The organism is Mycobacterium sp. E2989 (assembly GCF_001667595.1).
GTDB lineage: Bacteria > Actinomycetota > Actinomycetes > Mycobacteriales > Mycobacteriaceae > Mycobacterium.
This window is the reverse complement of sequence record NZ_LZJX01000018.1, coordinates 100,835-124,571: the sequence shown is the minus strand read 5'-3', so window position 1 is coordinate 124,571 and position 23,737 is coordinate 100,835. Positions and strand designations below refer to the sequence as shown.

Genomic DNA, 23,737 nt, shown 5'->3' with positions numbered 1-23,737 from the left:
CGATCTTCACTACTGGTTAGGTGAACGCGTCACCGGCGGCAGCTAGAGGCTCAACTTCGCTGGTGTGCTAACTCGACGATGGCACAGCCGTTGACGCAGGTCCAGCCGTTTCATTTGCCAATTTCGGCAACGACTGCTCCCCATTTTGCGAATTTTGCGAAGTTGAACGGAAACTTAACCGTTTCAGAATCTACCGGTCAGTAACCCCATATCCGCAGGTCAGAATGGAAATTGACGGGGGTGAAGGTTGCCCTATCGGGTGAAGATCGCGGCGACCGCTTTGGCCTCGTCGCCGACCGCGTATGTGAGCGTTGTAACAGTGCGATCGGCCAGGTTGGGACCGAACTGATCGGTCGAACCGGGCGGGTGCACGTGCGAAATGATCTCCAGCTTGTCGCCGAGGGCCACCGGCGCCTCGTGCTCGATGGTGATCCGCAGGGGAAGCTGCATCAGCTCCAGGTGCGAGGCCAGGTAGTCCTCGATCACGCTCCAATACACCGAGTTGTTCATGTGGTCGAACAGGTCGATGTCGGTGACCCGGACCGGAAACTCGTGGATCTCCGAGGCGTCGTCCCGGCTGCCCGGCTTCAGGTAGCCCTTCCAGCGCAGCCGGTCGATCGACGTGGTCTTGTGCAGGCCGGCGAGGAAGTCGTCGGAGATGCGCGACGGCATCTGGGTCTCGCGGTTGATGTTGATCCAGAAGGCCTCGGACTCGATCAGGCCGCCCTTGCGCCCGTCGACGCGAACCCGCATCTCACACCAGCGGTTCGAGGTGCCCGAACACCACCGGCGGCAGCGCAGCATGTCCTGGAATTCGATCGGGCGGATCAGGTCGAGCATCGTGCGGCGGACGATCCAGAGCGGGTGTGTTTCCTCGAAGCCCATCTCGCGCAGCTGATCCTGCCCGATGTCCTGGATGTGTCGGCACGCCGCGTCCAGCCGCAACCGGCCGGTGCGGTCGATGTCGGCGACCCGCAGCGGCCATTCGCGGTCGAACACGTCGGGGTGCCCGTCGGGAACCGGCATCAGTTCTTTGTCCAGGCTCACGGCTTCGCTCCCCGTTTCCTCCTCGTGGGCACCCCAGGCCAGTCCTGGGGCCTCCGCAGCGAATCATGCCAACCACCTGGGTCAAAAACCAATTGCGACGCGGACGCCGCCCATGCGAACTCTGCCAACGTCCGCTTAGCAACCCCGGTACCCTGGGCAAAGTGTCCAAGACCTTCGTCGGCTCCCGCGTCCGCCAGCTGCGCAACGAGCGCGGGTTCTCTCAGGCCGGCCTGGCGCAGATGCTGGATATCTCGCCGAGCTACCTGAACCAGATCGAGCACGACGTTCGCCCCCTGACGGTGGCGGTGTTGCTGCGCATCACCGAGGTGTTCGGCGTGGATGCGACGTTCTTCGCCTCCCAGGACGACACCCGGCTGGTCGCCGAGCTGCGCGAGGTCACCCTGGACCGCGACCTGGACATCGACGTCGAGCCCGCCGAGGTGGCCGAGATGGTCGCCGCCCACCCCGGGCTGGCCCGGGCGGTGGTCAACCTGCACCGGCGCTACCGGATCACCACCGCGCAGCTGGCGGCCGCCACCGAGGAGCGGTTCTCCGACGGCAGCGGCAGCGGGTCGATCACCATGCCGCACGAGGAGGTCCGCGACTACTTCTACCAACGCCAGAACTATCTGCACGAGCTGGACACCGCCGCCGAAGACCTGACCATCCAGATGCGGATGCACCACGGCGACCTGGCTCGCGAGCTGAACCGCCGGCTGACCGAGGTGCACGGGGTGCACATCAACCGCCGCATCGATCTAGGCGACACCGTGCTGCACCGGTTCGACCCCGCCACCAAGACGCTGGAGATCAGCAACCACCTCTCGCTGGGTCAGCAGGTTTTCAAGATGGCCGCCGAGTTGGCCTACCTCGAATACGGCGACCTGATCGACGTCCTCGTAGCGGAGGGCAAGTTCACCAGCGACGAGTCGCACACCCTGGCCCGGCTGGGGCTGGCCAACTACTTCGCCGCGGCCGCGGTGCTGCCCTACCGCCAATTCCATGACGTCGCGGAGAATTTCCGTTACGACGTCGAGCGGCTGTCCTCCTTCTACTCGGTGAGTTACGAGACCATCGCGCACCGGCTTTCGACGCTGCAGCGGCCGTCGATGCGCGGCGTGCCGTTTTCGTTCGTCCGGGTGGATCGGGCCGGAAACATGTCAAAACGCCAGTCCGCCACCGGTTTTCACTTCTCGTCCAGCGGCGGCACTTGCCCGCTGTGGAACGTGTACGAGACGTTCGCCAACCCGGGCAAGATCCTGGTGCAGATCGCCCAGATGCCAGACGGCCGCAACTACATGTGGGTGGCCCGCACCGTGGAGCGCCGCGCCGCCCGGTATGGTCAGCCAGGTAAAACCTTCGCGATCGGGCTGGGCTGCGAGCTTCGCCACGCGCACCGGCTCGTCTACTCGGAAGGACTCGACTTGTCGGGTGATATCGCCACACCGATCGGCGCGGGCTGCCGCGTCTGCGAGCGCGACAACTGCCCGCAGCGGGCGTTCCCGGCGCTGGGGCGCGCCCTGGACCTGGACGAGCACCGCAGCACGGTCTCCCCGTACCTGGTGCAGCAACCGTGACCGCGCCGGAAAACGGCCGCATCCCGTCGGGGCGGTTGCGCGAACTCGGGCTGATCAACTGGATTCTCGCGAAGTCGGCCGCCCGCAAGGTCCGCGCGCCCGAGATGCACCTGTTCACCACGCTGGGCCAGAACAAGTTCCTGTTCCTGGTGTGGAGCATCTACAGCGGCCGCGTGCTGCGCGGCCGGCTGCCGGCGATCGACACCGAGCTGGTGATCCTGCGGGTCGCGCACCTGCGCTCGTGCGAATACGAGCTGCAGCACCATCGCCGGATGGCCGCCAGGCAGGGGCTCGACGCGGATCTGCAGGCCGCGATCTTCGCCTGGCCCGAGCGGCTGGAGCCGGTCGAGGCGCGGCTGACCGTGCGCCAGCAGGCGCTGCTGACCGCGACGGACGAGTTCGTCAAGGACCGCACCATCACCGACGCCACCTGGCAGCAGCTGGCCCAGCACCTGGACCGGCGTCAGCTGATCGAATTCTGCTTGCTGGCAAGCCAATACGACGGCCTGGCCGCGACCATGTCGGCCCTGGCAATCCCGCTGGACAACCCCCGCTAGGCCCTACCCGTCAGAGGTAGACGTTGGCGAACACGGCCAGCGTCAGCAGCAGCGGCGGCACCGGCAGCCCGAACCCGAAGCCCGACCACGCGTACTGTCGGCGTCGGCGCAGCAACGACGCCCACATCGTCGCGCAGACCGCCAGGGCGAGCGAGGCCAGTAACACCGTCGGCGCCCACTGCCCCACCGCCGCGTTGTCGTCGGCGATCGAAAAGGCAAGCAGCCACAGGACATAGCCCGCGGCGAGGCCGCCCACGGCCCCCAGAACGACGTCGCTGCGCATGGGTCCGTCAGAAGTTGATCATGTGGCCGGTCAGGCCGTGGAAGCACTCCTGCAGCGCCTCCGACATCGTCGGGTGCGTGTGCACGTTGCGCGCCAGCTCGGTGGCGGTCAGGTCCCACTTCTGCGCCAGCGTCAGCTCGGGCAGCAGCTCGGACACGTCGTGGCCGATCAGGTGCCCGCCCAACAGCTCGAGGTGTTTCGCGTCGGCGATCAGCTTGACGAAGCCGCTGGGGTCGCCGAGGCCGTGCGCCTTGCCGTTGGCGGTGAACGGGAACTTGGCCACCACGACGTCGTAGCCCTCGTCGCGGGCCTGCTGCTCGGTCAGCCCGAAGCTGGCCACCTGGGGCTGGCAGAACGTCGCCCGCGGCAGCATCCGGTAGTCGCCCAGCGCCAAAGTCTCTGCGCCGGCGATGGTTTCGGCCGCCACCACGCCCATCGCCTCGGCCACGTGGGCCAACATCAGCTTGCCGGTGACGTCGCCGATCGCGTAGATGTGCGGCACGCTGGTCATCATGTAGTCGTTGATTCCGATGGCCTTGCGGTCGGTCAGCGCGACCCCGGTCTTCTCCAGGCCGAAGCCCTCGATGTTGGGCGCAAACCCGATGGCCTGCAACACCTTCGCGGCCTTGAGTTCCTGCTTCTCGCCGTCCTTGCTAACGGCGACGGTCACCTCGGAGCCGTTGTCGTCGATCGACTCGACCTTGGTTCCGGTGAGGATCTTGATGCCCAGCTTCTTGAACTGCTTCTCGATCTCCTTGGACACGTCGGCGTCCTCGTTGGGCAGCGCCCGCGGCAGGAACTCCACGATGGTCACGTCGACGCCGTAGTTCTTCAGCACGTAGCCGAACTCCATGCCGATCGCGCCGGCCCCGGCGATCACGATCGACTCGGGCAGCTCCCGGGACAGGATCTGCTCCTCGTAGGTGACCACGTTCTCCGACAACGAGGTCCCCGGCACCAGCCGGGTGCTGCTGCCGGTGGCGATGATGGCGTTGTCGAACGTGACGTTCTCGGTGCCGCCGTCGTTGAGCTCGACCGAGAGCGTGTTGGCGTCGGTGAACCGGCCGTAGCCGTGGATCTCGGTGATCTTGTTCTTCTTCATCAGGAAGTGCACGCCCGCAACCCGGCCCTCGGCCACCTTGCGGCTGCGGTCGAAGGCGGTGCCGTAATCGAAGGTCGCCTCGCCGTTCATGCCGAACGTCTTGGCCTCCTTGGTGAAGATGTGCACCAGCTCGGCGTTGCGCAGCAGCGCCTTGGACGGGATGCAGCCGACGTTGAGGCACACGCCGCCCCAGTACTTCGGCTCGACGACTGCGGTGTTCAGGCCGAGCTGTGCGGCGCGAATGGCTGCGACATATCCACCGGGACCGGCCCCGAGGACGACGACGTCAAAATGGGTCACGGCCCCTACCCTAATGGCCACCCGGGCCGGGCGTTAATACGGAACGACGCCCAGCAGGCAGTGGCCGACGCGCGCGCAGTGGTAGTAACCAGCCATGGGCGCCGCGGCGGCCAGGGCGGCGAACGGCCCCGACATCACCGCCAGCGACAGCGCCGAGACCAGCGGCCGGCCCTCCACCATGGCGAGCAGCACGCCGCCGACGGCGCACGCCACCACATACACCAGGACCGCGAACAACGCCGGCGTCTTGTCGCCGGCGTGGTACCACCAATAGAACAGGCCGAGCCCGACGACGGCCGCCACGAACCAGACGCCGAGGATGACCAACAGCAGCTTCCACCACTTGAGGTAGAGGTAGCGCCCGGGGACGGTGACCGGCTGCACGGGCACGACGGCGGATTCGGCCTCGTCATCGTCCGCCGCGGCGGCCGGCTCGGCCGGTTCGTCCTTCGCGGCGGCCGGGTGCTCGCCGGTGTCGTCGTCGTCGGAGAAATCCGGCACCCACGACTGCGTCCCGGTGTCCTCCTCGGAATCGGAGAAGTCCGGCACCCATGACTGGGTCCCCGGGCTCGACGGGGTGTCCTCGTCAGCCACCGGCCGTCACCTGAAGGGCGACGAGCACGCCGAACCAGCCCGGCCCCACCGACAGGACGAACGCGCCCAGCATCGTCACCCATCGACGTCCGGAGAAGAGGACGGTCACCAGCCCGACCACGCTGGGGATGCCCACCACCAACGCCAGGGCGACGGCCGGGCGGACGTCCCCGTGGGCCGGGACGGCGAATCCCACCCCCGCCAGCAGCCCGAGGGCGGCGCCAATCAGCATGGCGCCGGCCAATAGTCGCGGGCGCGGCAGCGGGATCACGCTTTCGACACTACTGCGGTCACCGACCCGGAGGGCACGTTCGCAGCGCCGCGTCGGCCACCACCCGGCCGCGCGCCGGCGGGCGCTCGCCGCGCTCGTAATCGGCGCCGGTGATCACCGGCGCGGCCCGCAGCCCGGCCTGCTCGTCGTCGCTGAAGACCCGGCCGCGCGACAGGAACCGCAGCCCTTCGGGCGCCTCCAGGCTGAAGCCGCCGCCGCGGCCGGGGACCACGTCGATCACCAGCTGGGTGTGCTTCCAGGTCTCGTACTGCGGGCCCGAAATCCACACCGGCACCCCGTCACCGACGTCGAGGACACCGAGCAGGACGTCGCGGTCACCGACCAGAAAGTCCCCGCGCGGGTAGCACATCGGCGACGACCCGTCGCAGCAACCGCCGGACTGGTGGAACATCACCGGGCCGTGCCGCTGTTGCAGTCGCTCCAGCAGTTCGGCGGCGGGGGCGGTGATGACCACCCCGGTGACGGGGTCCGGAGCCATCAGAAGAAACCGAGCGCCTTGTCCGAGTAGGACACCAGCATGTTCTTGGTCTGCTGGTAGTGCTCGAGCGCCATCTTGTGGCACTCGCGCCCGAAGCCGGACAGCTTGTAGCCGCCGAACGCCGCGTGCGGCGGATACACGTGGTAGCAGTTGACCCACACCCGGCCGGCCTGGATGTCGCGGCCGGCCCGGTAGGCGGTGTTGCCGTCGCGGCTCCACACGCCCGCGCCCAGGCCGTAGAGGGTGTCGTTGGCCATCGCGATCGCGTCGTCGTAGTCGGCGAACGGCGCCACCGCCACCACCGGCCCGAAGATCTCCTCCTGGAAGATCCGCATGCCGTTGTTGCCCGAGAAGATCGTCGGCTGCATGTAGTAGCCGCCGGACAGGTCGCCGCCGAGCTCGGCCCGCTCGCCGCCGGTGATCACCTTGGCGCCCTCGTCCTGGCCGATCGCGATGTAGGACAGGATCTTTTCCAACTGGTCGTTCGACGCCTGCGACCCCAGCATGGTTTCGCTGTCCAGCGGGTCACCCTGGCGGACCGCCTTGGTCCGGATGGCGGCCAGCTCGAGGAACTCGTCGTAGATGTCGGCCTGGATCAGGCTGCGCGACGGGCAGGTGCACACCTCGCCCTGGTTGAGGGCGAACATGGTGAAGCCCTCGAGCGCCTTGTCCTGGAAGTCGTCGCCGCGCGCCATCACGTCGTTGAAGAAGATGTTGGGGCTCTTGCCGCCCAGCTCCAGGGTCACCGGGATCAGGTTCTGGGAGGCGTATTGCATGATCAGCCGCCCGGTGGTGGTCTCGCCGGTGAACGCGATCTTGGCGATCCGGTTGCTCGAGGCCAGCGGCTTGCCGGCCTCCGCGCCGAACCCGTTGACCACGTTGACCACTCCGGCGGGCAGCAGGTCCCCGATGAGCGACATCAGGTAGAGCACCGAGGCCGGGGTCTGCTCGGCGGGCTTGAGCACCACCGCGTTGCCGGCGGCGAGGGCGGGCGCCAGCTTCCAGGCGGCCATCAGGATCGGGAAGTTCCACGGAATGATCTGCCCGACCACGCCGAGCGGCTCGTGGAAGTGGTAGGCGACGGTGTCGTCGTCGATCTGGGACAGCGAACCCTCCTGCGCGCGCAGCGCCGCCGCGAAATACCGGAAATGGTCGGCCGCCAACGGGATGTCGGCGGCCAGCGCCTCGCGCACCGGTTTGCCGTTGTCCCACACCTCGGCGACGGCCAGCGCCGCCGTGTGCTCGTCGATGCGGTCCGCGATCTTGGTCAAAATGGCCGCCCGCTCGGCGGGAGCGGCCTTGCCCCAGGCCGGGGCCGCCGCGTGGGCGGCGTCGAGCGCCTTGTCCACGTCGGTCTCGTCGGAGCGCGGTATCTCGCAGAACGGTTGGCCGGTCACCGGTGAGGGGTTCTCGAAATAGCGGCCGGCCGCCGGGGCGACCCACTGGCCCCCGATGAAGTTCTCGTACCGGGATTCGTACGACATCAGCGCCCCGGCAGCACCCGGACGTGCGAAAACAGTCATCTGCTGCGCTCCTCGTCTCGCCTGTGTAATACACCTCACAGTACCGCCGCGGGCCACAATGGCAGCCATGACGTCACACGCCGCCGCCACCCCCGAGGACCCGCAAGACCCCTACCTGTGGCTCGAGGATGTCACCGGCGACGAGGCCCTGGACTGGGTGCGCGCGCGCAACGAACCGACGCTGGCCAAGTTCCGCGACGAGGCTTTCGAGCGGATGCGCACCGAGGCGCTCGAGGTGCTCGACACCGACGCCCGCATCCCGTACGTGGTCCGCCGCGGCGAGCACCTGTACAACTTCTGGCGCGACGCCGCCAACCCGCGCGGCGTGTGGCGGCGCACCACGCTGGACAGCTACCGCACCGATTCCCCGGAGTGGGACGTGCTGATCGACGTAGATGAACTGGGGCGCGCTGACAATGAGAAGTGGGTGTGGGCCGGCGCCGGCGTCATCGAACCCGAGTACACCCGCGCCCTGGTCGCGCTGTCCCGGGGCGGCTCGGACGCCTCCGTCGTGCGCGAATTCGACATGACGGCAAGGGAATTCCTCGACGACGGATTTCAGCTGCCGGAGGCCAAGTCGCAGCTGAGCTGGGTGGACCTCGATACCGTGCTGGTGGGCACGGACTTCGGCGACGGCTCGCTGACCGACTCGGGCTACCCGCGGGTGATCAAGCGGTGGCGCCGGGGCACGCCGCTGACCGAGGCCGAGACCGTGTTCGAGGGCGACCGCACCGACGTCCGAGTCTCGGCGTCGGTGGATCGCACCCCCGGCTTCGAGCGCACCCTGCTCGGGCGCGCCCTCGACTTCTGGAACGAAGAGGTCTACGAGTTGCGGGGCTCCGAGCTGATCCGGATCGACGCCCCCACCGACGCGAGCCTGTCGATACACCGCGAATGGCTGTTGATCGAGCTGCGCACCGAATGGTTCTACGGCGCCGACAGCTATCCGGCCGGCGCCCTGCTCGCGGCCAACTACAACGAATTCCTCGCGGGCACAGCCCAATTGACTCCTGTGTTCGCACCCGACGAACACACCGCGCTGAATCACTACGCCTGGACGCGGGACCACCTGCTGATGGTCACTCTCGCCGACGTGGCCAGCCGCGTGGAAATCGTCACGCCAGGAAACTGGCGCCGCGAGCCGATCCCGGGCATCCCGGATGCGACCAACACCGTCGTGGTCGCCGCCGACGACACGGGCGACGAGTTCTTCTTGGACTCCAGCGGATTCGTCACGCCGTCGCGGCTCATGCGCGGCACCGGCCCCGGCCCGCTCGAACGGATCAAGTCCGCGCCGGCCTTCTTCGACGCCGAAAACATGGCGGTGGCACAGCATTTCGTGCCCTCGCAGGACGGCACGCCGATCCCCTACTTCGTGGTGCGCCCCGCCGACGCGCGCGGCCCCGGCCCGACCATGCTGTACGGCTACGGCGGCTTCGAATCGTCCAACACCCCGGCCTACAGCGGGGTGCTCGGCCGGCTGTGGCTGGCCCGCGGCGGCACCTACGTGCTCGCCAACATCCGCGGCGGCGGCGAATACGGGCCCGGCTGGCACACCCAGGCGATGCGCGAGGGCCGGCACAAGGTGGCCGAGGATTTCGCCGCGGTGGCAACCGATTTGGTGGAACGCGGCATCACGACCGTTGACCAGCTCGGCGCGCAGGGCGGCAGCAACGGCGGCCTGTTGATGGGCATCATGCTGACCCAGTACCCGGAGAGATTCGGCGCGCTGGTCTGCAGCGTGCCGCTGCTGGACATGAAGCGCTACCACCTGTTGCTCGCCGGCGCGTCGTGGATGGCCGAGTACGGCGACCCGGACAACCCGCAGGACTGGGCCTTCATCTCCGAATACTCGCCCTACCAGAACATTTCGGCGACGCGCCACTACCCGCCGGTGCTGATGACCACGTCCACCCGCGACGATCGGGTCCATCCGGGGCACGCGCGCAAGATGACGGCGGCGCTGCAGGCCGCCGGGCACCGGGTCTTCTACTACGAGAACATCGAGGGCGGTCACGCCGGGGCGGCCGACAACGAACAGGTCGCGTTCAAGTCCGCCCTGACCTACTCGTTCCTCTGGCGGATGCTGGGCCCATAGGATCGTGGCGTGTCAGCGACCCAACGCATCGAACTCACCCTGCTGGCGACCGGGCTGATCTTCGTCCTGGTTTCGGCGGCGCAGGCACGCTACCGATTCATCGGCGACCGCCGCGCCGGCCGGCGGTTCTACTGGGCGACCGCGGCGATCGGCACCGTGTGCTTCGCGATCGGCACGGGCCGGCTCTGGCCCAACGCCGTCTGCGTGGCGCTGATCTTCTCCGGCCTGATCGTCATGTCGGCCTACCTGACGACGCCCTACCTGAAGATCGGCGACCGCATCTACGCGTCGTCACCGGAAAACCGTCAGCCCGACCCCTAGGGAAGCCATGCCGACACCCGACTTCGAGACGCTGCTGTACACCACGGCCGGCGCGGTTGCCACCATCACGCTGAACCGTCCGGATCAGCTCAACACCATCGTGCCGCCCATGCCGGACGAGATCGAGGATGCGATTGGGCTGGCCGAGCGCGACCCGGCCGTCAAGGTCATCGTGTTGCGCGGCGCCGGCCGGGCGTTCTCCGGCGGCTACGACTTCGGCGGCGGCTTCCAGCACTGGGGCGACGCCATGATGACCGACGGTCGATGGGACCCGGGCAAGGACTTCGCGATGGTCAGCTCCCGCGAGACCGGGCCGACGCAGAAGTTCATGGCCATCTGGCGCGCCTCCAAGCCGGTCATCGCCCAGGTGCACGGCTGGTGCGTCGGTGGGGCCAGCGACTACGCGCTGTGCGCCGACCTGGTCATCGCCAGCAACGACGCGGTGATCGGCACCCCGTACAGCCGGATGTGGGGTGCGTACCTGAGCGGGATGTGGCTCTACCGGCTCAGTTTCGCCAAGGTCAAATGGCATTCGCTGACCGGGCGCCCGCTGACCGGGGTGCAGGCGGCCGAGATCGAGCTGATCAACGAGGCGGTGCCGTTCGAACGGCTCGAGGCGCGGGTCGCGGAGGTCGCCGCCGAGCTGGCCCGGATACCGCTGTCGCAGCTGCAGGCGCAGAAGCTGATCGTCAACCAGGCCTACGAGAACATGGGGCTGGCGTCCACGCAGACGCTCGGCGGCATTCTCGACGGCCTGATGCGCAACACCCCGGACGCCCTCGACTTCATCACCACCGCCCAGACCCGGGGCGTGCGCGCGGCGGTCGAGCGCCGCGACGGTCCGTTCGGCGACTACAGCCAGGCCCCGCCGGAGCTGCGGCCCGACCCCACACACGTCATCGTGCCTGATCGGGACCAATGCTGAGCTGACCTAGGAATTCTGTACCGGCGGCCAAAAAGTGTTACCGTAGTTCCTATGTCTCGGCTGAGTTCTGGCCTGCGTGCAGGCGTCGCTGTCCTCGCCCTGGGTATCGCCGCCACGGCGTTCCCGAAAACGGCCCTGGCCGATTCCACCGAGGACTTCCCGATCCCGCGCAGGATGATCAACACCACCTGCGACGCCGAGCAGATCATGGCGGCCACCCGCGACACCAGCCCGGTGTACTACCAGCGCTACATGATCGACTTCAACAACCACCCGAACGTTCAGCAGGCGACCATCGACAAGGTGCACTGGTTCTACTCGCTGTCGCCCGAGGACCGCCGGACGTATTCCGAGAACTTCTACAACAACGACCCGCTGTGGTACGCGTGGCCGAACCACATGAAGCTGTTCTTCAACAACAAGGGCGTCGTCGCCAAGTCGACCGACGTGTGCGCCCAATACCCGCCCGGCGACATGTCGGTGTGGAACTGGGCCTAACGGCTTAACAATTCGCGCGCCGTAGAAGCTCAGCGCGGCTGCACCACCCCGCCCGGCGGGCGCTCGTCGACGTTCTTCAGGAGCAATTCGCGCACGGCGGGACGCGGTCCATACGGTCGCAGCATGGTGCTGGCCGGGCGTGGCCGCACGTGCTGCGGCCACCAGAACCAGCGCCCGAGCAGGGTGGCCAGCGACGGCGTCATGAACGACCGCACGATCAAGGTGTCGAACAACAGACCCAGCGCGATCGTCGTCCCCACCTGGGCCATCACCAGCAGCGGGCTGAACATGAACGTGGCCATGGTCGCGGCGAACACCAGCCCGGCGGAGGTCACCACCGAGCCCGAACCGGCCATCGCGCGGATCGTCCCCGTTCTGAGCCCGGCGTGGATTTCCTCCTTGAACCGCGATATCAACAGCAGGTTGTAGTCCGAGCCGACCGCCAGCAGCAGGATGATCGCCATCGCCAGCACCATCCAGTGCAACTTCATGCCCAGGATGTACTGCCATAGGAGCACGGAGAGTCCGAACGAGGCGCCCAGTGACAGCAACACCGTACCGACGATCACCAGGGCCGCCACGACGCTGCGGGTGATCACCAACATGATGATGAAAATCAGTGTGGCCGCGGCAATTCCGGCGATCAGCAGGTCGATGTCGGAGCCGTCGTGCATGTCCTTGTAGGTCGCGGCGGTGCCGCCGAGGTAGACCTTGGAGCCCTCCCAGGGCGTGCCCTTGATGGCCTCGTGCACGGCCTGCTTGATCGGTTCGATGTGGCTGATGCCTTCGGGACTCGCCGGGTCACCCTCATGGGAGATGATCAACCGGACGGCGTGCCCATCCGGCGAGATGAAATTTTTCAGGCCCCGTGCGAAGTCCGGGCTCTTGAACGCCTCCGGCGGAAGGTAGAACGTGTCGTCGTTCTTGGCTTTGTCGAAGGCGTCGCCTTGCGCGGTGGCGTTGTCCGCCTGCGCTTTCGACTGTTCGTTGAGGCCCATGGTGGTCGCGTAGTTCGACATGATGGTGTCGAGGTTGCGCTGCTGACTCTCGATCTGCGGCGGGATGAGCGCCACCAACTGCGGCTGAATCCGATCCAGCTTGTCCAGGTTCGCGCTGAGCTCCACGATGTTCTGGGCCACCTGGTCGATGCCGTCGAGCGCGTTGAAGACCGACCGTAGCGCCCAGCAGACCGGGATGTCGTAGCAGTGCCGCTCCCAGTAGAAAAAGCTGCGGATCGGCCGCAAGAAGTCGTCGAAGTTGGCGATGTCGTCGCGCAACGCCTCGGTGATCTTCACGGTTTCTTTTGTGAGCCTGGTGGTTTCATGCGTCGTGTTGCTGAGGTCCTGGGTCACCCGCATCTGTTCGTGCAGGGTGGCCATCGTCTTCTTCAGCTCGTCCGCCTGCTTGAGCAGGTTGTTCGCCTGCTCCTCCTGATAGTGCTGGGTCTGGATCCGACCCGCGGCTTGTGCACTCATCTGAAAACCGAGGGTGCTGTGGTCCAGCGGCGTGCCCAGCGGCCGGGTGATGGTCTGCACCCGGCCGATACCGGGGATGTGGAAGACCGCCTTGGCAACCTTGTCCAGGACGAGGAAATCGGCCGGGTTACGCAGGTCGTGATCGGTCTCGATCATCAACAACTCGGGATTGAGCCGAGCCTGGTCGAAGTGCCGGTCCGCGGCGGCATAACCGACGTTGGCCGGGGTGTCCGCCGGCAGGAAGTGGCGGTTGTCGTAGTCCGTCTTGTACCCGGGCAGGGCGAGCAGACCGACCAACGCGATGCCGATGGTCACCGCGAGAACCGGTGCGGGCCAACGGACGACGGCGGTGCCGATGCGACGCCAGCCCCGGGTCTGCAGCTTGCGCTTCGGATCCATGAGGTTGAAGAACGAAGCCACCGTCAGTATCGCCGGGGCCAGCGTCAACGCCGCCAGCACCGCGACCAGCATGCCGACCGCGCACGGCACCCCGAGCGACTGGAAGTACGGCAGCCGGCAGAAGCTCAGGCAGTACATCGCGCCGGCGATCGTCAGGCCCGATCCCAGCACGACGTGCGCGGTGCTGTGGAACATCGTGTAGAACGCTTGCTCGCGGGTCTCGCCCAGACCGCGTGCCTCGTGGTAGCGGCCGACCACGAAGATCGCGTAATCCGTCCCGGCTGCTATCGCCATCAGCACCAGCATGTTGTTGGCGAAGGTCGACAGCCCCATGATGCCGTAGTTACCGAGCGTCGCGACGACACCGCGGGCCGCCGCCAGCTCGATGAACACCATGGCCAGCATGATCAGAACGATGCTGATCTTCCGATAGACGATCAGCAGCATCACGATGATCACCAAAAAGGTGACAAGGGTGACGAGCATGACGCCCTTCTCACCCGCGTGGGACTGGTCGGCGAACAGCGGACCGGCGCCGGTCACATACGCCTTGATTCCCGGCGGCGCGGGCACCGAGTCCACGATCTTGCGGACGGCCAGGGCAGATTCGTTCGCCAGCCCGCCGCCCATGTTGCCGACGAGGTAGACCTGGACGTACGCGGCCTTCTGATCGTGGCTCTGGGAACCCGCCGCCGTCAGCGGATCGCTCCAGAAATCCTGGACGTGCTGAACGTGTTTCTTGTCTTGCTCTACGCGCCTGACGATTTCGTCGTAGTAGCTGTGCGCTTCGGCCCCGAGTGGCTTGTCGCCCTCCAGCAAGATCATGGCCGAGTTGTCGGAGTTGAACTCTTTGAAGGTCGATCCGACCTTCATCATCGACTGAAAGGACGCCGCGTCCGTCGGGCTCATCGACACCGAGTGTGTTTTGGCGACGACCTCCAGCTGCGGGGCCACGGTGTTGGTGACGAACACGATGCCCAACCAGACCAGGACGATCGGCAGCGCCAGCCGGTGGATCATCCGCGGCAGGAACGGCGGGATCAGCGGCTGCGAGATTGGCGGCGCGGCGAAATCAGCCTCGGCTGGCTCGCTCATGCGGACTTGTCCAGGCAGTAGACGAAGGCGTTCACGGTTTGGGTGGGATCCGAGCGGTTCGGAGTCTTGATGACGTCACCGCTCCCGTCGTGCTTGTTCACCACGAATTGGCAGGCGATCCAACTGCCGTCGCCTTGCGCCACCAGGTTTGCCGGGATGCCGGGCTTCGTTGAACTCAATACTTTGCTCCAGGGCAAGGGCACGTTGAGGGCCTGCTGTGGATGGGAGTTTTCGTCGAGGTAGTTGATGGTTGCCGTGCTGCCCGGCGGGCCCCAGACCTGGAGCGTGATCGTCTTGGCGTTGAACTCGTCGAGGACCTCGCCCGAGGTGCCACCACCGAACGAACCTTTGTGAACGCCGAATACGCCGTGCAATCGGTAGACGACGAATCCCGACAGCGCGACGACAGCCGCGATCGTGAGCACCAACCAGAAACGCGCGAACAGGCCTTTTAGGCCCTTCTTCTTGGCGCGCTGCGGAGCGAGGTTTTCGCCCTCCCCGCCAGTCGAGCCCGCCCTCAGCGGCTCGGTCCTAGGCTCAGTCGTCGTCATGGGCACTCCGAGTCCTTCCCCCTAATCATGGCTTCTCCGCGATGAGACCGACGCACGTCGCGGTCAGCAGCCGGGTGAGGGCCGACGCGAAGTCCAGATTCCATTCCGGCGGAATCACTTCCGGCTCCTCGGCATAGGCGTCGTTGAGGCGCTCCGGCGGGTTGGCGACCTGCCACAGCGTGGCCGCCAGCGAGTACGCCGCGAGCAAGATGTCGAGCGACCCCGAGCGGCCGAGTTCGGGCAGCGCGCTCTCGATGGAATCGGCGAGCGAGAGCGTGGCTGCGGTGCTGATGCGCTTGACCTCGACGACCCGCTCGACGTCCACCTCGTGTTCGAGGTGCAGGTGCAGGTTCGCCAGCAGGTCGCAGAAGAGCGGGTCCTGGGCCAGGGCGTCGGCCAGCGTCTCGGCGATCTGCGACGGCGACTTCCGGCCGGGCTGGGCCAGTTTCTCGGACACGGTGTTCGACCAGCGCACCCAGCCCTCGGCGGACAGGTGCAGGAGGACTTCCTTGTGCGAGGTGAAGTAGCGGCGCACGGCCGAGTAGTGAATGCCGGCGCGGCTGGCGACGGCGGTCAACGTGACCGAGGCGACGCCCGTCTCGAGCGCCAGTGAACGCGCGGCTTCCACGAGTGCCTCCGCACGTTGGCGCTTCTTCTCCTCGGTGCGGGCACGCTGGAAAGTCAACTGCGCCACCGACAGAGCGTAACGCACATTGTGTGATTTGTATAACGCACGCCGTGTGATTTGTGCCAGGTCACCGCGGCGCGCCGCGGGCGGGCAACCGCGTTGGTGTCAAGCCTTGGGCGGCAAGCCTTTTCGCAAGCTGCCGAGCATCGCGGCGACCACCCCGGCGACCACCAGCGCGGCCCCGGTCAGCAGCGTCAGGTTGAGCCATTCGTGCAGGGCCGCCTCGGCGCGGCCGACCATCACCTCGGCGATGCGGCGGATATCGCCGGTGGTGCGGTTGAGCGCGTCGTTGACGTACCGGTGGGCGATCTCGATGCCCGCCCAGCCGCCGGCGCCGACCAGCAGCGCGGAGATGCCCAGGCTGGTGAGCGCCTTGCCGCGGCGGCGGGCGACGGCCAGCGTCAGCGCCGCGCAGACGACGCTGAGCGCGGCCGCCCCGATGCTCACCCAGGGGCCCCAGGTGGCGAGCGGGCGCAGCTGCCCCTGCCGCAGCGATCGCGGCGGCGATGCGGTCAACGGAACGGTAAGCGTCGCAGGCACTTTCACGGTGTGGCTGCTCAGGATCCGCTGCAGCGACGGGTCCTGCAGCATCGGGGCCACGTCGATCTCCCAGGCCTCGCCGGCGCCGTCGGCGGCGAACAACCAGCGGTGCGCGGCCCGGTTCGCCCCGGCGAACAGCCCCGGAAACGCCGGCCCGGCCGTGAACGCGGCGGCGGCCCGGTGCACCTCCGCACCGTCGACCGGGCGGCCTCCGCCGCTGTGCTCGGCGATGAGCGCCGTCGCGCGGCCGGTCAGTTCATTCGCGGCGGCGGCCTGCAGCGCGCGGTCCGTCGCGGCCCGCTGGGCCAGCGCCGCGTAGCCGCCCTCGCTGACGACGTTGAGCTGCAGCCACGCCGCCGGGATCGCGACCGCCAGCGCGACGGTGGTGGCCAGCCACAGCACCGCCCGCAGCACCGCGGCCAGGAAGCGCACGCCCGAAAACCCTAGGGCGCGATGCCGCGAACGTAAGCGGCCTGCCCGAGGTGTTGGGCGCAGTCGTCGATGATGCTGACCAATCGCGCGCTGGCCGTCACCGGCGGATCCCAGTTGGTGTCGACCACCCGCTCCAGCTCGCCGGCGGTCACGCCGCCGACGTATTCAAGAGTGAGCTCGTGCACCGCGTGGTAGTACGCGGACAGCAGGTCCGCGGGCGCCTTGACCTTCCCGACCTGCTCGGGCTTGTGCCCGTAGCCGGTGTCGTTGCGCGGCAGGTCCAGCCCGAACCGGTCCACCCAGCCGTCGCGCAGCCACACCTGCTCGACGCCGGCCACGTCGGCCAGCTGGACGTCCTGCACCCGCGCGCTGTGCCAGAGCAACCAGGCGATGCTGTTGGCGTCGGGTGTCGCCCGATAGTCGGCGACGTCGTCGGTCAACCCGTCGGCGATGTCGTCGACGTGTTCGATCAACCGGGTGAAGGCGTCGCGGAGCAGTTCTTGGACGGCGGCATCGGAGCTGGAGGTGTTGGCCATACAGCGACACTAGATCCTGGCACGACCCACCGGCGCGGTCGTAGATTGTTTGGATGACGTACGACCTGATCATCCGCAATGGCACCATCGTCGACGGTCTGGGCGGTGAGCCGTACGTCGGCGACGTCGCGGTGCGAGACGGCCTCATCGCGGCGGTCGGCCACGTCAACGGCGAGAACGCGGACCGCGAGATCGACGCGACCGGGCTGCTGGTCACCCCCGGCTTCATCGACCTGCACACCCACTACGACGGCCAGTCCATCTGGTCGGAACGCCTGACCCCGTCGTCGGCGCACGGCGTGACCACGGTGGTGATGGGCAACTGCGGCGTCGGCTTCGCCCCGTGCCGCCAGGAGGACCACGACGTGCTCGTCGACGTGATGGCCGGGGTCGAGGACATCCCCGGCGTGGTCATGACCGACGGCCTGCCCTGGACGTGGGAGACGTTCCCCGAATACCTGGACGCGCTGGACTCGGGCAAGCGTGACATCGACGTGGCGGCGTACCTGCCGCACTCGCCGCTGCGGGTCTACGTGATGGGCCGGCGCGGCGCCAACCGCGAACCCGCCACCGCCGAAGACCTGGCCAAGATGCGGGCGCTGGCCAAGGAGGCGGTCGAGGTCGGAGCGCTGGGCTTCGCGTCGTCCCGGCTGACCATCCACAAGACCGAAAGCGGTTCGCCCATCCCGAGTTACGACGCCGCCCGGGAGGAGATCGAGGAGATCGCCCGCGGGGTCGTCGACGGCGGCGGGGGCCTGCTGCAGTTCGTGCCGGACATCCCGGCCGGTGGCTACGAGCCCGTGCTGCAGACGGTGTTCGACGTGGCCGAGGACGTCGGCCTGCCGCTGACGTTCACGCTGGTTGTCGCGAATGCCGGCGACCCGACGTGGCCGGACGCCATCACGATGATCGAGAAGGCGAATTCACGGGCGGGCTCCGACGGCCCGCAGATCACCGCGCAGCTGCTGCCGCGCCCCATCGGCCTGATCATCGGGCTGCAGCTGACCGCCAACCCGTTCGTGCTCTACCCCAGCTACCGCGAGATCGCGCACCTGCCGCTGGCCGAGCGGGTCGCCGAGATGCGCAAGCCGGAGGTGCGCGCCCGCATCCTGGCCGACAAGCCCGGCGCCGGCCACCCGATCCTGTACGTGGCGCAGATGTGGGACTGGATCTTCCCGCTGGGCGACAACCCGGACTACGAGCCGAACCCGGCGGACAGCATCGGTGCCCGGGCGCGGGCCAAGGGGGTGGCACCGATGGAGGAGGCCTACGACCGGCTGCTCGACGACGACGGCCGCGCCATGCTGTTGGTGGCCACCAGCAACCTGCAGGGCAACTCGCTGGACACCGTCGGCGAGCTGCTGCACCGCGACGACGTGATCCTGGGGCTCGGCGACGGCGGCGCCCACTACGGGATGATCTGCGACGCCAGTTACTCGACGTATTTCCTGGCGCACTGGGCGCGCGACCGCAAATCGGGGCGGTTCACCGTGCCGGCGGCGGTCCGGGAGCTGACGTCGGTGCCCGCCGGGGTCGCGGGGCTGGGCGACCGGGGCCGCATCGCCGTCGGGTACAAGGCCGACCTCAACGTCATCGACCACGCGGCGTTGCGCCTGCACAAGCCCGTTATCAGCTACGACCTGCCGGCCGGGGGGCGGCGCCTGGACCAGACCGCAGACGGGTACGTCGCGACGATCGTGGCCGGACAAGTGATCGCGGAGAACGGCGTCCCCACCGACGCCCGTCCAGGCAAGTTGGTGCGGGGGCGGCAAACTTGCCCGGTACCCGCGCAATAACGCCACCAAAGCGGCCGAATCCCGGGTAAGTTGAGCCGGTGACGAGCCCGCATTTTGCGTGGTTGCCGCCAGAAGTCAACTCGGCACGAATCTATGAGGGTCCCGGAGCCGGGCCGCTGCTTGCTGCCGCGGAAGCGTGGGACGGGTTGGCCGAGGACCTGGCATCGTCAGCATCGTCGTTTTCTTCGGTCACGTCAAATCTTGCCAACGGATCCTGGCAGGGGCCGTCGTCGGCGGCGATGATGGCGCTCGCCACGCATTACGTCAGCTGGCTCAGCGCGGCGGCCGCGCAGGCCGAGGCGGTGTCCAGCCAGGCCTCGGCCGTCGCGGCCGCGTTCGAGGGGGCGCTGGCGGCCACCGTGCAGCCCGCGGTGGTCGCGGCCAACCGCGCGCTGGCGCAGGCGTTGTCGGCCACCAACTGGCTGGGCCAGAACACCCCGGCGATCGCCGACATCGAGGCCGCCTACGACCAGATGTGGGCCTCGGACGTCGAGGCGATGTACGGCTACCACGCCGACGCGTCGGCGGCCGTGGAGAAGCTGGCGCCCTGGCAGCAGGTGCTGCAAAACCTCGGTTTCCACTTCAACAGCAGCGGCCAGCTCACGTTCGGCCTGCCGGCGGCGCGGGTTCCGCGCACGCTGTAGCGGCCCGGCCCGCGCCTATCCTGAGCATCATGCGCACGAAGAAGAGCGTGGACTTCGAGCGGCTCGCCGCCGCTCTTCCCGACTACCCGTACGCCTACCTGGTCACCGTCGACGACGACTACCGCGTGCACACCGTGACGGTCGAGCCGCAGCTGCGCGAGGCCACGCTCGACATCGGGCTCATCGGCGGCCGCACCCAACAGAATCTGGCCCGGCGGCGCGACGTCACGCTGCTGTGGCCCCCGACCGAGCCGGGCGGCTACTCGTTGATCGTCGACGGCACGGCCGAGGTGACCGAGGCCGGGGACGCCGTTCGCCTGGGCGTCGTGCCCACCCGCGCGCTGCTGCACCGCGACGCCGACCCCGACTCGCCGGAGGCGGCCAAGGGTTGCCTGCACGACTGCGTGGTGTTCTCCAAGTGAGCCGCGTCGCTCCGCTCGCCCCGCCGTGGAGCGAGGAAGATGCCGCTGGCATCAACAGCTGGGGTCATCCGGACCGCACCTACGAGCCGCTGCTGTTGGTGCGCTGCCTGCAGCGCCACCCGGCGCTGGCCACCCGGCTGCGCAAGCTCGGCGAATCACTCTATGTCTCAGCGCTTTTGCCGGGCCGCACGCGGACGATCGCGATCCTGCGCATCTGCGCGCTGCTGGGTTGCGAGTACGAGTGGGGCGGGCAAGCGGCGTTCTGGGGGCCGATCGCCGGGGTCAGCGACGACGAATGCGACGCGCTGGTGACCGGTGGCGCCGACGACCCACGGTGGGGCCCGGACGAGCGCACGGTGATCGAGGCGGTGGACGAGGTGGAGCGCACCGGCTCGTGGTCGGAGGCGACCTGGAAAGGACTGGGGCGTTTCCTTTCGGACGAGCAGCGGATCGAATTGCTCACGGCCGTCGGCTGGTATCGCACCATCTGCACGCTGTGCAACGCGCTCGCGCTGCCGGTGGAGGGCTGGATGCGGCGCTGGCCCTCAGCCGGCTAGGTCCCGTTTGAGCCCCGGGTGCTGCTTCTTCAGCAGCGGCAGCAGCACGCGCCGCGGCATGAACTGGAACAGCCGGGTCGACAGCTGGCTCGGCAGCCCGGCGATCACGGTGCCGCGGTCGTGCTCGAGCGCGTCGACCCCGGTCCGCGCCACGTCCCGCGAGGGCATCCACATGAACTTCGGGAAGGCGTCGGCGAAGGTGCGCTCGTCCATGCCCGCGTTCTTGAGGAACTCGGTGCGCACCGGCCCGGGGCAGAGCAGGGCGACCGTGACGCCGGTGCCGGCGAGCTCGCCGCGCACCCCCTCGGTGTAGGTCTTCACGAAGGCCTTGGTGGCGGAGTAGCCGGCCTGACCCGGGAACGGGTGATACCCCGCGGTGGAGCCGACGTTGAGGATGGCGCCGCGTCCGCGCGGGACCATCTGCTGGACCGCGCGGGTGGTCAGGTCGATGACGGCCTCGACGTTGACCCGCACCTGGGCGATCTCGTCGGAGACGCGCGTCCTGGTCACCGAGCCGATGGTGCCGACGCCGGCGTTGTTGACCAGGATGTCGGCGGTCAGCCCGCGGCGGTCGACCTCCTCGAGGAGGCCCGCGCGTGCCGTCGCGTCCGCCACGTCGCAGGCGATCGCCTCGACGCGGACGCTGCCCGACAGTTCGTCGGCCAGCTCGCGCAGCCGGTCCTCGCGGCGGGCGACGAGGGTGACGCCGTGGCCGCGGTCGGCGAGCTCGCGGGCGATGTCGGCGCCGATGCCCGACGATGCGCCGGTCACGACGGCGGTGCTGGTGGGAGAGGGTGTCGGTAGGGCCACGCCGTTCACCCTAGGCCGACGCGCGGGTGGTTAGCCGGACAGCGCGTCGAACAACGCCGCCAGTTGGTCCGGCGACACCGAGGTGTTGCACCGTCCGCGCAGGTCGAGCAGCGGCTGCGCGATGCCCTTGAGATCGAGCGCTTCACCGGGATGACCGAGGAAGTAGCCACGCACCGAAGCCCTCGCGTCGGCGGGCGTTTGGCCGGCCGCGGCGGTCAGAACGTTATTGGCGTCGGGATGGCCGTCGAGATATCCGCTGGCCGAGTTCAGGACCCCGCTGGCCACCGCGGCGAATCCGCTGGCCGAACAGGGGTCCGGCGCGGCAGCTGCGGTCGGCGCCACCAAGACGCACAGAGCGCAGCCAAGAATCGCTCCCAAAGCCGCGCGCCATAACGATGTGCTCATTGCCTGGTCCTCCCGTGCCCAACTGATCGAACGTTCAGTACGTCAGTTACCCAAAACCGCGCTCGGCGTACTCCGCGACGCGCACGGAAAAGCCCGGCCCCCAGAGGGACCGGGCTTTTCAGTGGTTGGAACTTTTCCGTTCTTGGACTTAGAAGTCCATGCCGCCCATGCCGCCGGTCGGGTCGCCCGCGGGAGCGGCCGCCTTCTCCGGCTTGTCGGCGACGACGGCCTCGGTCGTCAGGAACAGCCCGGCAATGGACGCCGCGTTCTGCAGCGCCGAGCGGGTGACCTTGACCGGGTCGGCAACGCCGGCCTTGAGCAGGTCCTCGTACTCGCCGGTGGCCGCGTTCAGGCCGGTGCCGGCCTTCGCGTTGCGAACCTTCTCGGCGACAACGCCGGGCTCCAGCCCGGAGTTGAAGGCGATCTGCTTCAGCGGGGCCTCGAGCGCGACGCGCACGATGTTGGCGCCGGTGGCCTCGTCACCGGTGAGCTTGAGCTCCTCCAGGGACGGCGCCGACTGCAGCAGGGCGACGCCACCACCGGCGACGATGCCCTCCTCGACGGCGGCCTTGGCGTTGCGGACCGCGTCCTCGATGCGGTGCTTGCGCTCCTTGAGCTCCACCTCGGTGGCGGCGCCGGCCTTGATCACCGCAACACCGCCGGCCAGCTTGGCCAGGCGCTCCTGCAGCTTCTCGCGGTCGTAGTCGGAGTCGCTGTTCTCGATCTCCTGGCGGATCTGGGCCACGCGCCCGGCGATGGCGTCGGTGTCACCGGCACCCTCGACGATGGTGGTCTCGTCCTTGGTGACGACGACCTTGCGGGCCTTACCGAGCAGCGCGACGTCGGCGCTCTCCAGCGACAGGCCGACCTCTTCGCTGATCACCTGACCACCGGTGAGGATCGCCATGTCCTGCAGCATCGCCTTGCGGCGGTCACCGAAGCCGGGGGCCTTGACCGCCACCGACTTGAAGGTGCCGCGGATCTTGTTGACCACCAGGGTGCTCAGGGCCTCGCCCTCGACGTCCTCGGCGATGATCAGCAGCGGCTTGCCGGCCTGGATGACCTTCTCCAGCAGCGGCAGCAGGTCCTTGACGGTGGACACCTTGGAGCTGACCAGCAGGATGAACGGGTCCTCGAGGACGGCTTCCTGACGCTCGGCGTCGGTGACGAAGTAGCCCGAGATGTAGCCCTTGTCGAACCGCATGCCCTCGGTGAGCTCGAGCTGCAGGCCGAAGGTGTTGGACTCCTCGACGGTGATGACGCCCTCGTTGCCGACCTTGTCCATGGCCTCGGCGATCAGGTCACCGATGGACTGGTCGCCCGCGGAGATGGCCGCGGTGGCCGCGATCTGCTCCTTGGTCTCAACGTCCTTGGCGGACTTGAGCAGGACCTCGGTGACCTTCTCGACGGCCTTCTCGATGCCGCGCTTGAGGCCAAGCGGGTTGGCACCCGCGGCGACGTTGCGCAGGCCCTCCTTGACGAGCGCCTGGGCCAGCACCGTGGCCGTCGTCGTGCCGTCACCGGCGACGTCGTCGGTCTTCTTGGCGACTTCCTTGACCAGCTCGGCGCCGATCTTCTCGTACGGGTCCTCCAGCTCGATCTCCTTGGCGATGGACACACCATCGTTGGTGATCGTGGGAGCGCCCCACTTCTTCTCCAGGACGACGTTGCGGCCCTTGGGACCCAACGTCACCTTTACCGCGTCGGCGAGGGCGTTGAGCCCCCGCTCGAGGCCGCGACGGGCCTCTTCGTCGTACGCAATTGTCTTGGCCATTGCGAAGTGATTCCTCCG

Annotated in this window: 25 protein-coding genes; 10 read left to right on the top strand and 15 right to left on the bottom strand. The window is 68.0% G+C overall.

From position 1 onward, the window contains the following. Positions 1-252: 252 nt before the first annotated feature. On the bottom strand, positions 253-1,047 hold the full coding sequence (locus tag A5680_RS04670) for an acyl-[acyl-carrier-protein] thioesterase (protein WP_055400701.1): 795 nt from the start codon (positions 1,045-1,047) through the stop codon (positions 253-255). Positions 1,048-1,208: 161 nt separating this feature from the next. On the opposite strand from A5680_RS04670, the gene ramB reads away from it, so the two are divergent. Next, the gene (ramB, locus tag A5680_RS04665) at positions 1,209-2,624 is read left to right on the top strand and encodes an acetate metabolism transcriptional regulator RamB (protein ID WP_067816659.1); all 1,416 of its coding nucleotides are present in this window, start codon (positions 1,209-1,211) and stop codon (positions 2,622-2,624) included. Beyond that, positions 2,621-3,181 (top strand): carboxymuconolactone decarboxylase family protein, encoded by a 561-nt coding sequence (locus A5680_RS04660; RefSeq protein WP_055400696.1) that lies wholly within the window; start codon positions 2,621-2,623, stop codon positions 3,179-3,181. The genes ramB and A5680_RS04660 overlap by 4 nt, the downstream gene beginning before the upstream one ends. 10 nt (positions 3,182-3,191) lie before the next feature. On the opposite strand, the gene A5680_RS04655 is transcribed toward A5680_RS04660, so the two are convergent. The 6 genes from A5680_RS04655 to A5680_RS04630 are packed head-to-tail and all read right to left on the bottom strand — an operon-like array spanning position 3,192 to position 7,753. Continuing rightward, the gene (locus A5680_RS04655) at positions 3,192-3,464 is read right to left on the bottom strand and encodes a hypothetical protein (RefSeq protein ID WP_055400694.1); all 273 of its coding nucleotides are present in this window, start codon (positions 3,462-3,464) and stop codon (positions 3,192-3,194) included. Positions 3,465-3,471: 7 nt separating this feature from the next. Then, positions 3,472-4,866, bottom strand: a complete 1,395-nt coding sequence (lpdA, locus tag A5680_RS04650; protein WP_055400692.1) for a dihydrolipoyl dehydrogenase — start codon at positions 4,864-4,866, stop codon at positions 3,472-3,474. A gap of 33 nt (positions 4,867-4,899) precedes the next feature. Further along, positions 4,900-5,460 carry a hypothetical protein gene (locus A5680_RS04645; protein ID WP_067816656.1) on the bottom strand — a complete coding sequence of 187 codons (561 nt, stop codon included), beginning with the start codon at positions 5,458-5,460 and terminating at the stop codon, positions 4,900-4,902. Beyond that, positions 5,453-5,731, bottom strand: coding sequence for a putative holin (locus A5680_RS04640; RefSeq protein WP_055405739.1), 279 nt, complete (start codon positions 5,729-5,731; stop codon positions 5,453-5,455). Before A5680_RS04640 ends, A5680_RS04645 begins: the two co-directional genes overlap by 8 nt. A gap of 19 nt (positions 5,732-5,750) precedes the next feature. Further along, positions 5,751-6,230: a DUF779 domain-containing protein gene (locus A5680_RS04635; protein WP_067816653.1), complete on the bottom strand. Its 480-nt coding sequence runs from the start codon at positions 6,228-6,230 to the stop codon at positions 5,751-5,753. Beyond that, positions 6,230-7,753: an aldehyde dehydrogenase family protein gene (locus tag A5680_RS04630; RefSeq protein ID WP_055400686.1), complete on the bottom strand. Its 1,524-nt coding sequence runs from the start codon at positions 7,751-7,753 to the stop codon at positions 6,230-6,232. The genes A5680_RS04635 and A5680_RS04630 overlap by 1 nt, the downstream gene beginning before the upstream one ends. A gap of 67 nt (positions 7,754-7,820) precedes the next feature. Here A5680_RS04630 and A5680_RS04625 point away from each other — a divergent pair, with 67 nt between their 5' ends. Genes A5680_RS04625 through A5680_RS04610 form a run of 4 tightly spaced genes read left to right on the top strand, consistent with a single transcriptional unit; the run spans position 7,821 to position 11,595 of the window. Beyond that, positions 7,821-9,851, top strand: coding sequence for a prolyl oligopeptidase family protein (locus A5680_RS04625; protein ID WP_067816650.1), 2,031 nt, complete (start codon positions 7,821-7,823; stop codon positions 9,849-9,851). A 9-nt stretch (positions 9,852-9,860) separates the two neighbouring features. After that, the gene (locus A5680_RS04620; RefSeq protein ID WP_055400682.1) at positions 9,861-10,172 is read left to right on the top strand and encodes a hypothetical protein; all 312 of its coding nucleotides are present in this window, start codon (positions 9,861-9,863) and stop codon (positions 10,170-10,172) included. Between the two features lie 7 nt (positions 10,173-10,179). Then, the gene (locus A5680_RS04615) at positions 10,180-11,097 is read left to right on the top strand and encodes a crotonase/enoyl-CoA hydratase family protein (protein WP_067816647.1); all 918 of its coding nucleotides are present in this window, start codon (positions 10,180-10,182) and stop codon (positions 11,095-11,097) included. A 51-nt stretch (positions 11,098-11,148) separates the two neighbouring features. Then, positions 11,149-11,595, top strand: a complete 447-nt coding sequence (locus A5680_RS04610; protein ID WP_055400678.1) for a DUF5078 domain-containing protein — start codon at positions 11,149-11,151, stop codon at positions 11,593-11,595. A gap of 29 nt (positions 11,596-11,624) precedes the next feature. On the opposite strand, the gene A5680_RS04605 is transcribed toward A5680_RS04610, so the two are convergent. The 5 genes from A5680_RS04605 to A5680_RS04585 form a co-directional block, all read right to left on the bottom strand. Next, positions 11,625-14,564 (bottom strand): RND family transporter, encoded by a 2,940-nt coding sequence (locus A5680_RS04605; protein ID WP_067816645.1) that lies wholly within the window; start codon positions 14,562-14,564, stop codon positions 11,625-11,627. Further along, positions 14,561-15,115, bottom strand: coding sequence for an MmpS family transport accessory protein (locus A5680_RS04600; RefSeq protein ID WP_055400723.1), 555 nt, complete (start codon positions 15,113-15,115; stop codon positions 14,561-14,563). The genes A5680_RS04605 and A5680_RS04600 overlap by 4 nt, the downstream gene beginning before the upstream one ends. 25 nt (positions 15,116-15,140) lie before the next feature. After that, on the bottom strand, positions 15,141-15,827 hold the full coding sequence (locus A5680_RS04595) for a TetR family transcriptional regulator (RefSeq protein WP_156349447.1): 687 nt from the start codon (positions 15,825-15,827) through the stop codon (positions 15,141-15,143). Positions 15,828-15,908: 81 nt separating this feature from the next. After that, positions 15,909-16,775 carry a hypothetical protein gene (locus A5680_RS04590; protein ID WP_067816643.1) on the bottom strand — a complete coding sequence of 289 codons (867 nt, stop codon included), beginning with the start codon at positions 16,773-16,775 and terminating at the stop codon, positions 15,909-15,911. Between the two features lie 11 nt (positions 16,776-16,786). Beyond that, the gene (locus A5680_RS04585) at positions 16,787-17,311 is read right to left on the bottom strand and encodes a mycothiol transferase (protein ID WP_067816640.1); all 525 of its coding nucleotides are present in this window, start codon (positions 17,309-17,311) and stop codon (positions 16,787-16,789) included. 53 nt (positions 17,312-17,364) lie between these two features. Here A5680_RS04585 and A5680_RS04580 point away from each other — a divergent pair, with 53 nt between their 5' ends. The 4 genes from A5680_RS04580 to A5680_RS04565 are packed head-to-tail and all read left to right on the top strand — an operon-like array spanning position 17,365 to position 20,730. Then, positions 17,365-19,107, top strand: a complete 1,743-nt coding sequence (locus tag A5680_RS04580) for an amidohydrolase family protein (RefSeq protein ID WP_067816637.1) — start codon at positions 17,365-17,367, stop codon at positions 19,105-19,107. 38 nt (positions 19,108-19,145) lie between these two features. Then, positions 19,146-19,751 (top strand): PPE family protein, encoded by a 606-nt coding sequence (locus A5680_RS04575; protein WP_082459749.1) that lies wholly within the window; start codon positions 19,146-19,148, stop codon positions 19,749-19,751. 29 nt (positions 19,752-19,780) lie between these two features. Next, positions 19,781-20,173, top strand: coding sequence for a hypothetical protein (locus tag A5680_RS04570; protein WP_067816634.1), 393 nt, complete (start codon positions 19,781-19,783; stop codon positions 20,171-20,173). Continuing rightward, complete coding sequence (locus tag A5680_RS04565; RefSeq protein WP_067816632.1) at positions 20,170-20,730, top strand: carboxymuconolactone decarboxylase family protein; 561 nt, start codon at positions 20,170-20,172, stop codon at positions 20,728-20,730. Before A5680_RS04570 ends, A5680_RS04565 begins: the two co-directional genes overlap by 4 nt. Here the strand turns inward: A5680_RS04565 and A5680_RS04560 are convergent. The 3 genes from A5680_RS04560 to groL all read right to left on the bottom strand — a co-directional run bounded on the left by A5680_RS04560 (position 20,719) and on the right by groL (position 23,719). Next, positions 20,719-21,540: an SDR family oxidoreductase gene (locus A5680_RS04560; RefSeq protein WP_067816699.1), complete on the bottom strand. Its 822-nt coding sequence runs from the start codon at positions 21,538-21,540 to the stop codon at positions 20,719-20,721. The genes A5680_RS04565 and A5680_RS04560 overlap by 12 nt on opposite strands. A gap of 30 nt (positions 21,541-21,570) precedes the next feature. After that, on the bottom strand, positions 21,571-21,945 hold the full coding sequence (locus A5680_RS04555; RefSeq protein WP_067816629.1) for a heme-binding protein: 375 nt from the start codon (positions 21,943-21,945) through the stop codon (positions 21,571-21,573). A gap of 148 nt (positions 21,946-22,093) precedes the next feature. Continuing rightward, on the bottom strand, positions 22,094-23,719 hold the full coding sequence (gene groL / locus A5680_RS04550) for a chaperonin GroEL (RefSeq protein WP_055400660.1): 1,626 nt from the start codon (positions 23,717-23,719) through the stop codon (positions 22,094-22,096). Positions 23,720-23,737: the final 18 nt, after the last annotated feature.

Excerpts from the sequence above, each read along its gene's own strand:
- A5680_RS04655 (WP_055400694.1), bottom strand. The coding sequence starts at position 3,464 with ATGCGCAGCGACGTCGTTCTGGGGGCCGTGGGCGGCCTCGCCGCGGGC.
- A5680_RS04585 (WP_067816640.1), bottom strand. The coding sequence starts at position 17,311 with ATGGCCAACACCTCCAGCTCCGATGCCGCCGTCCAAGAACTGCTCCGC.
- A5680_RS04630 (WP_055400686.1), bottom strand. The coding sequence starts at position 7,753 with ATGACTGTTTTCGCACGTCCGGGTGCTGCCGGGGCGCTGATGTCGTAC.
- A5680_RS04570 (WP_067816634.1), top strand. The coding sequence starts at position 19,781 with ATGCGCACGAAGAAGAGCGTGGACTTCGAGCGGCTCGCCGCCGCTCTT.
- A5680_RS04635 (WP_067816653.1), bottom strand. The coding sequence starts at position 6,230 with ATGGCTCCGGACCCCGTCACCGGGGTGGTCATCACCGCCCCCGCCGCC.
- A5680_RS04580 (WP_067816637.1), top strand. The coding sequence starts at position 17,365 with ATGACGTACGACCTGATCATCCGCAATGGCACCATCGTCGACGGTCTG.
- A5680_RS04625 (WP_067816650.1), top strand. The coding sequence starts at position 7,821 with ATGACGTCACACGCCGCCGCCACCCCCGAGGACCCGCAAGACCCCTAC.
- groL (WP_055400660.1), bottom strand. The coding sequence starts at position 23,719 with ATGGCCAAGACAATTGCGTACGACGAAGAGGCCCGTCGCGGCCTCGAG.
- A5680_RS04555 (WP_067816629.1), bottom strand. The coding sequence starts at position 21,945 with ATGAGCACATCGTTATGGCGCGCGGCTTTGGGAGCGATTCTTGGCTGC.
- A5680_RS04610 (WP_055400678.1), top strand. The coding sequence starts at position 11,149 with ATGTCTCGGCTGAGTTCTGGCCTGCGTGCAGGCGTCGCTGTCCTCGCC.
- A5680_RS04605 (WP_067816645.1), bottom strand. The coding sequence starts at position 14,564 with ATGAGCGAGCCAGCCGAGGCTGATTTCGCCGCGCCGCCAATCTCGCAG.
- A5680_RS04615 (WP_067816647.1), top strand. The coding sequence starts at position 10,180 with ATGCCGACACCCGACTTCGAGACGCTGCTGTACACCACGGCCGGCGCG.
- A5680_RS04600 (WP_055400723.1), bottom strand. The coding sequence starts at position 15,115 with ATGACGACGACTGAGCCTAGGACCGAGCCGCTGAGGGCGGGCTCGACT.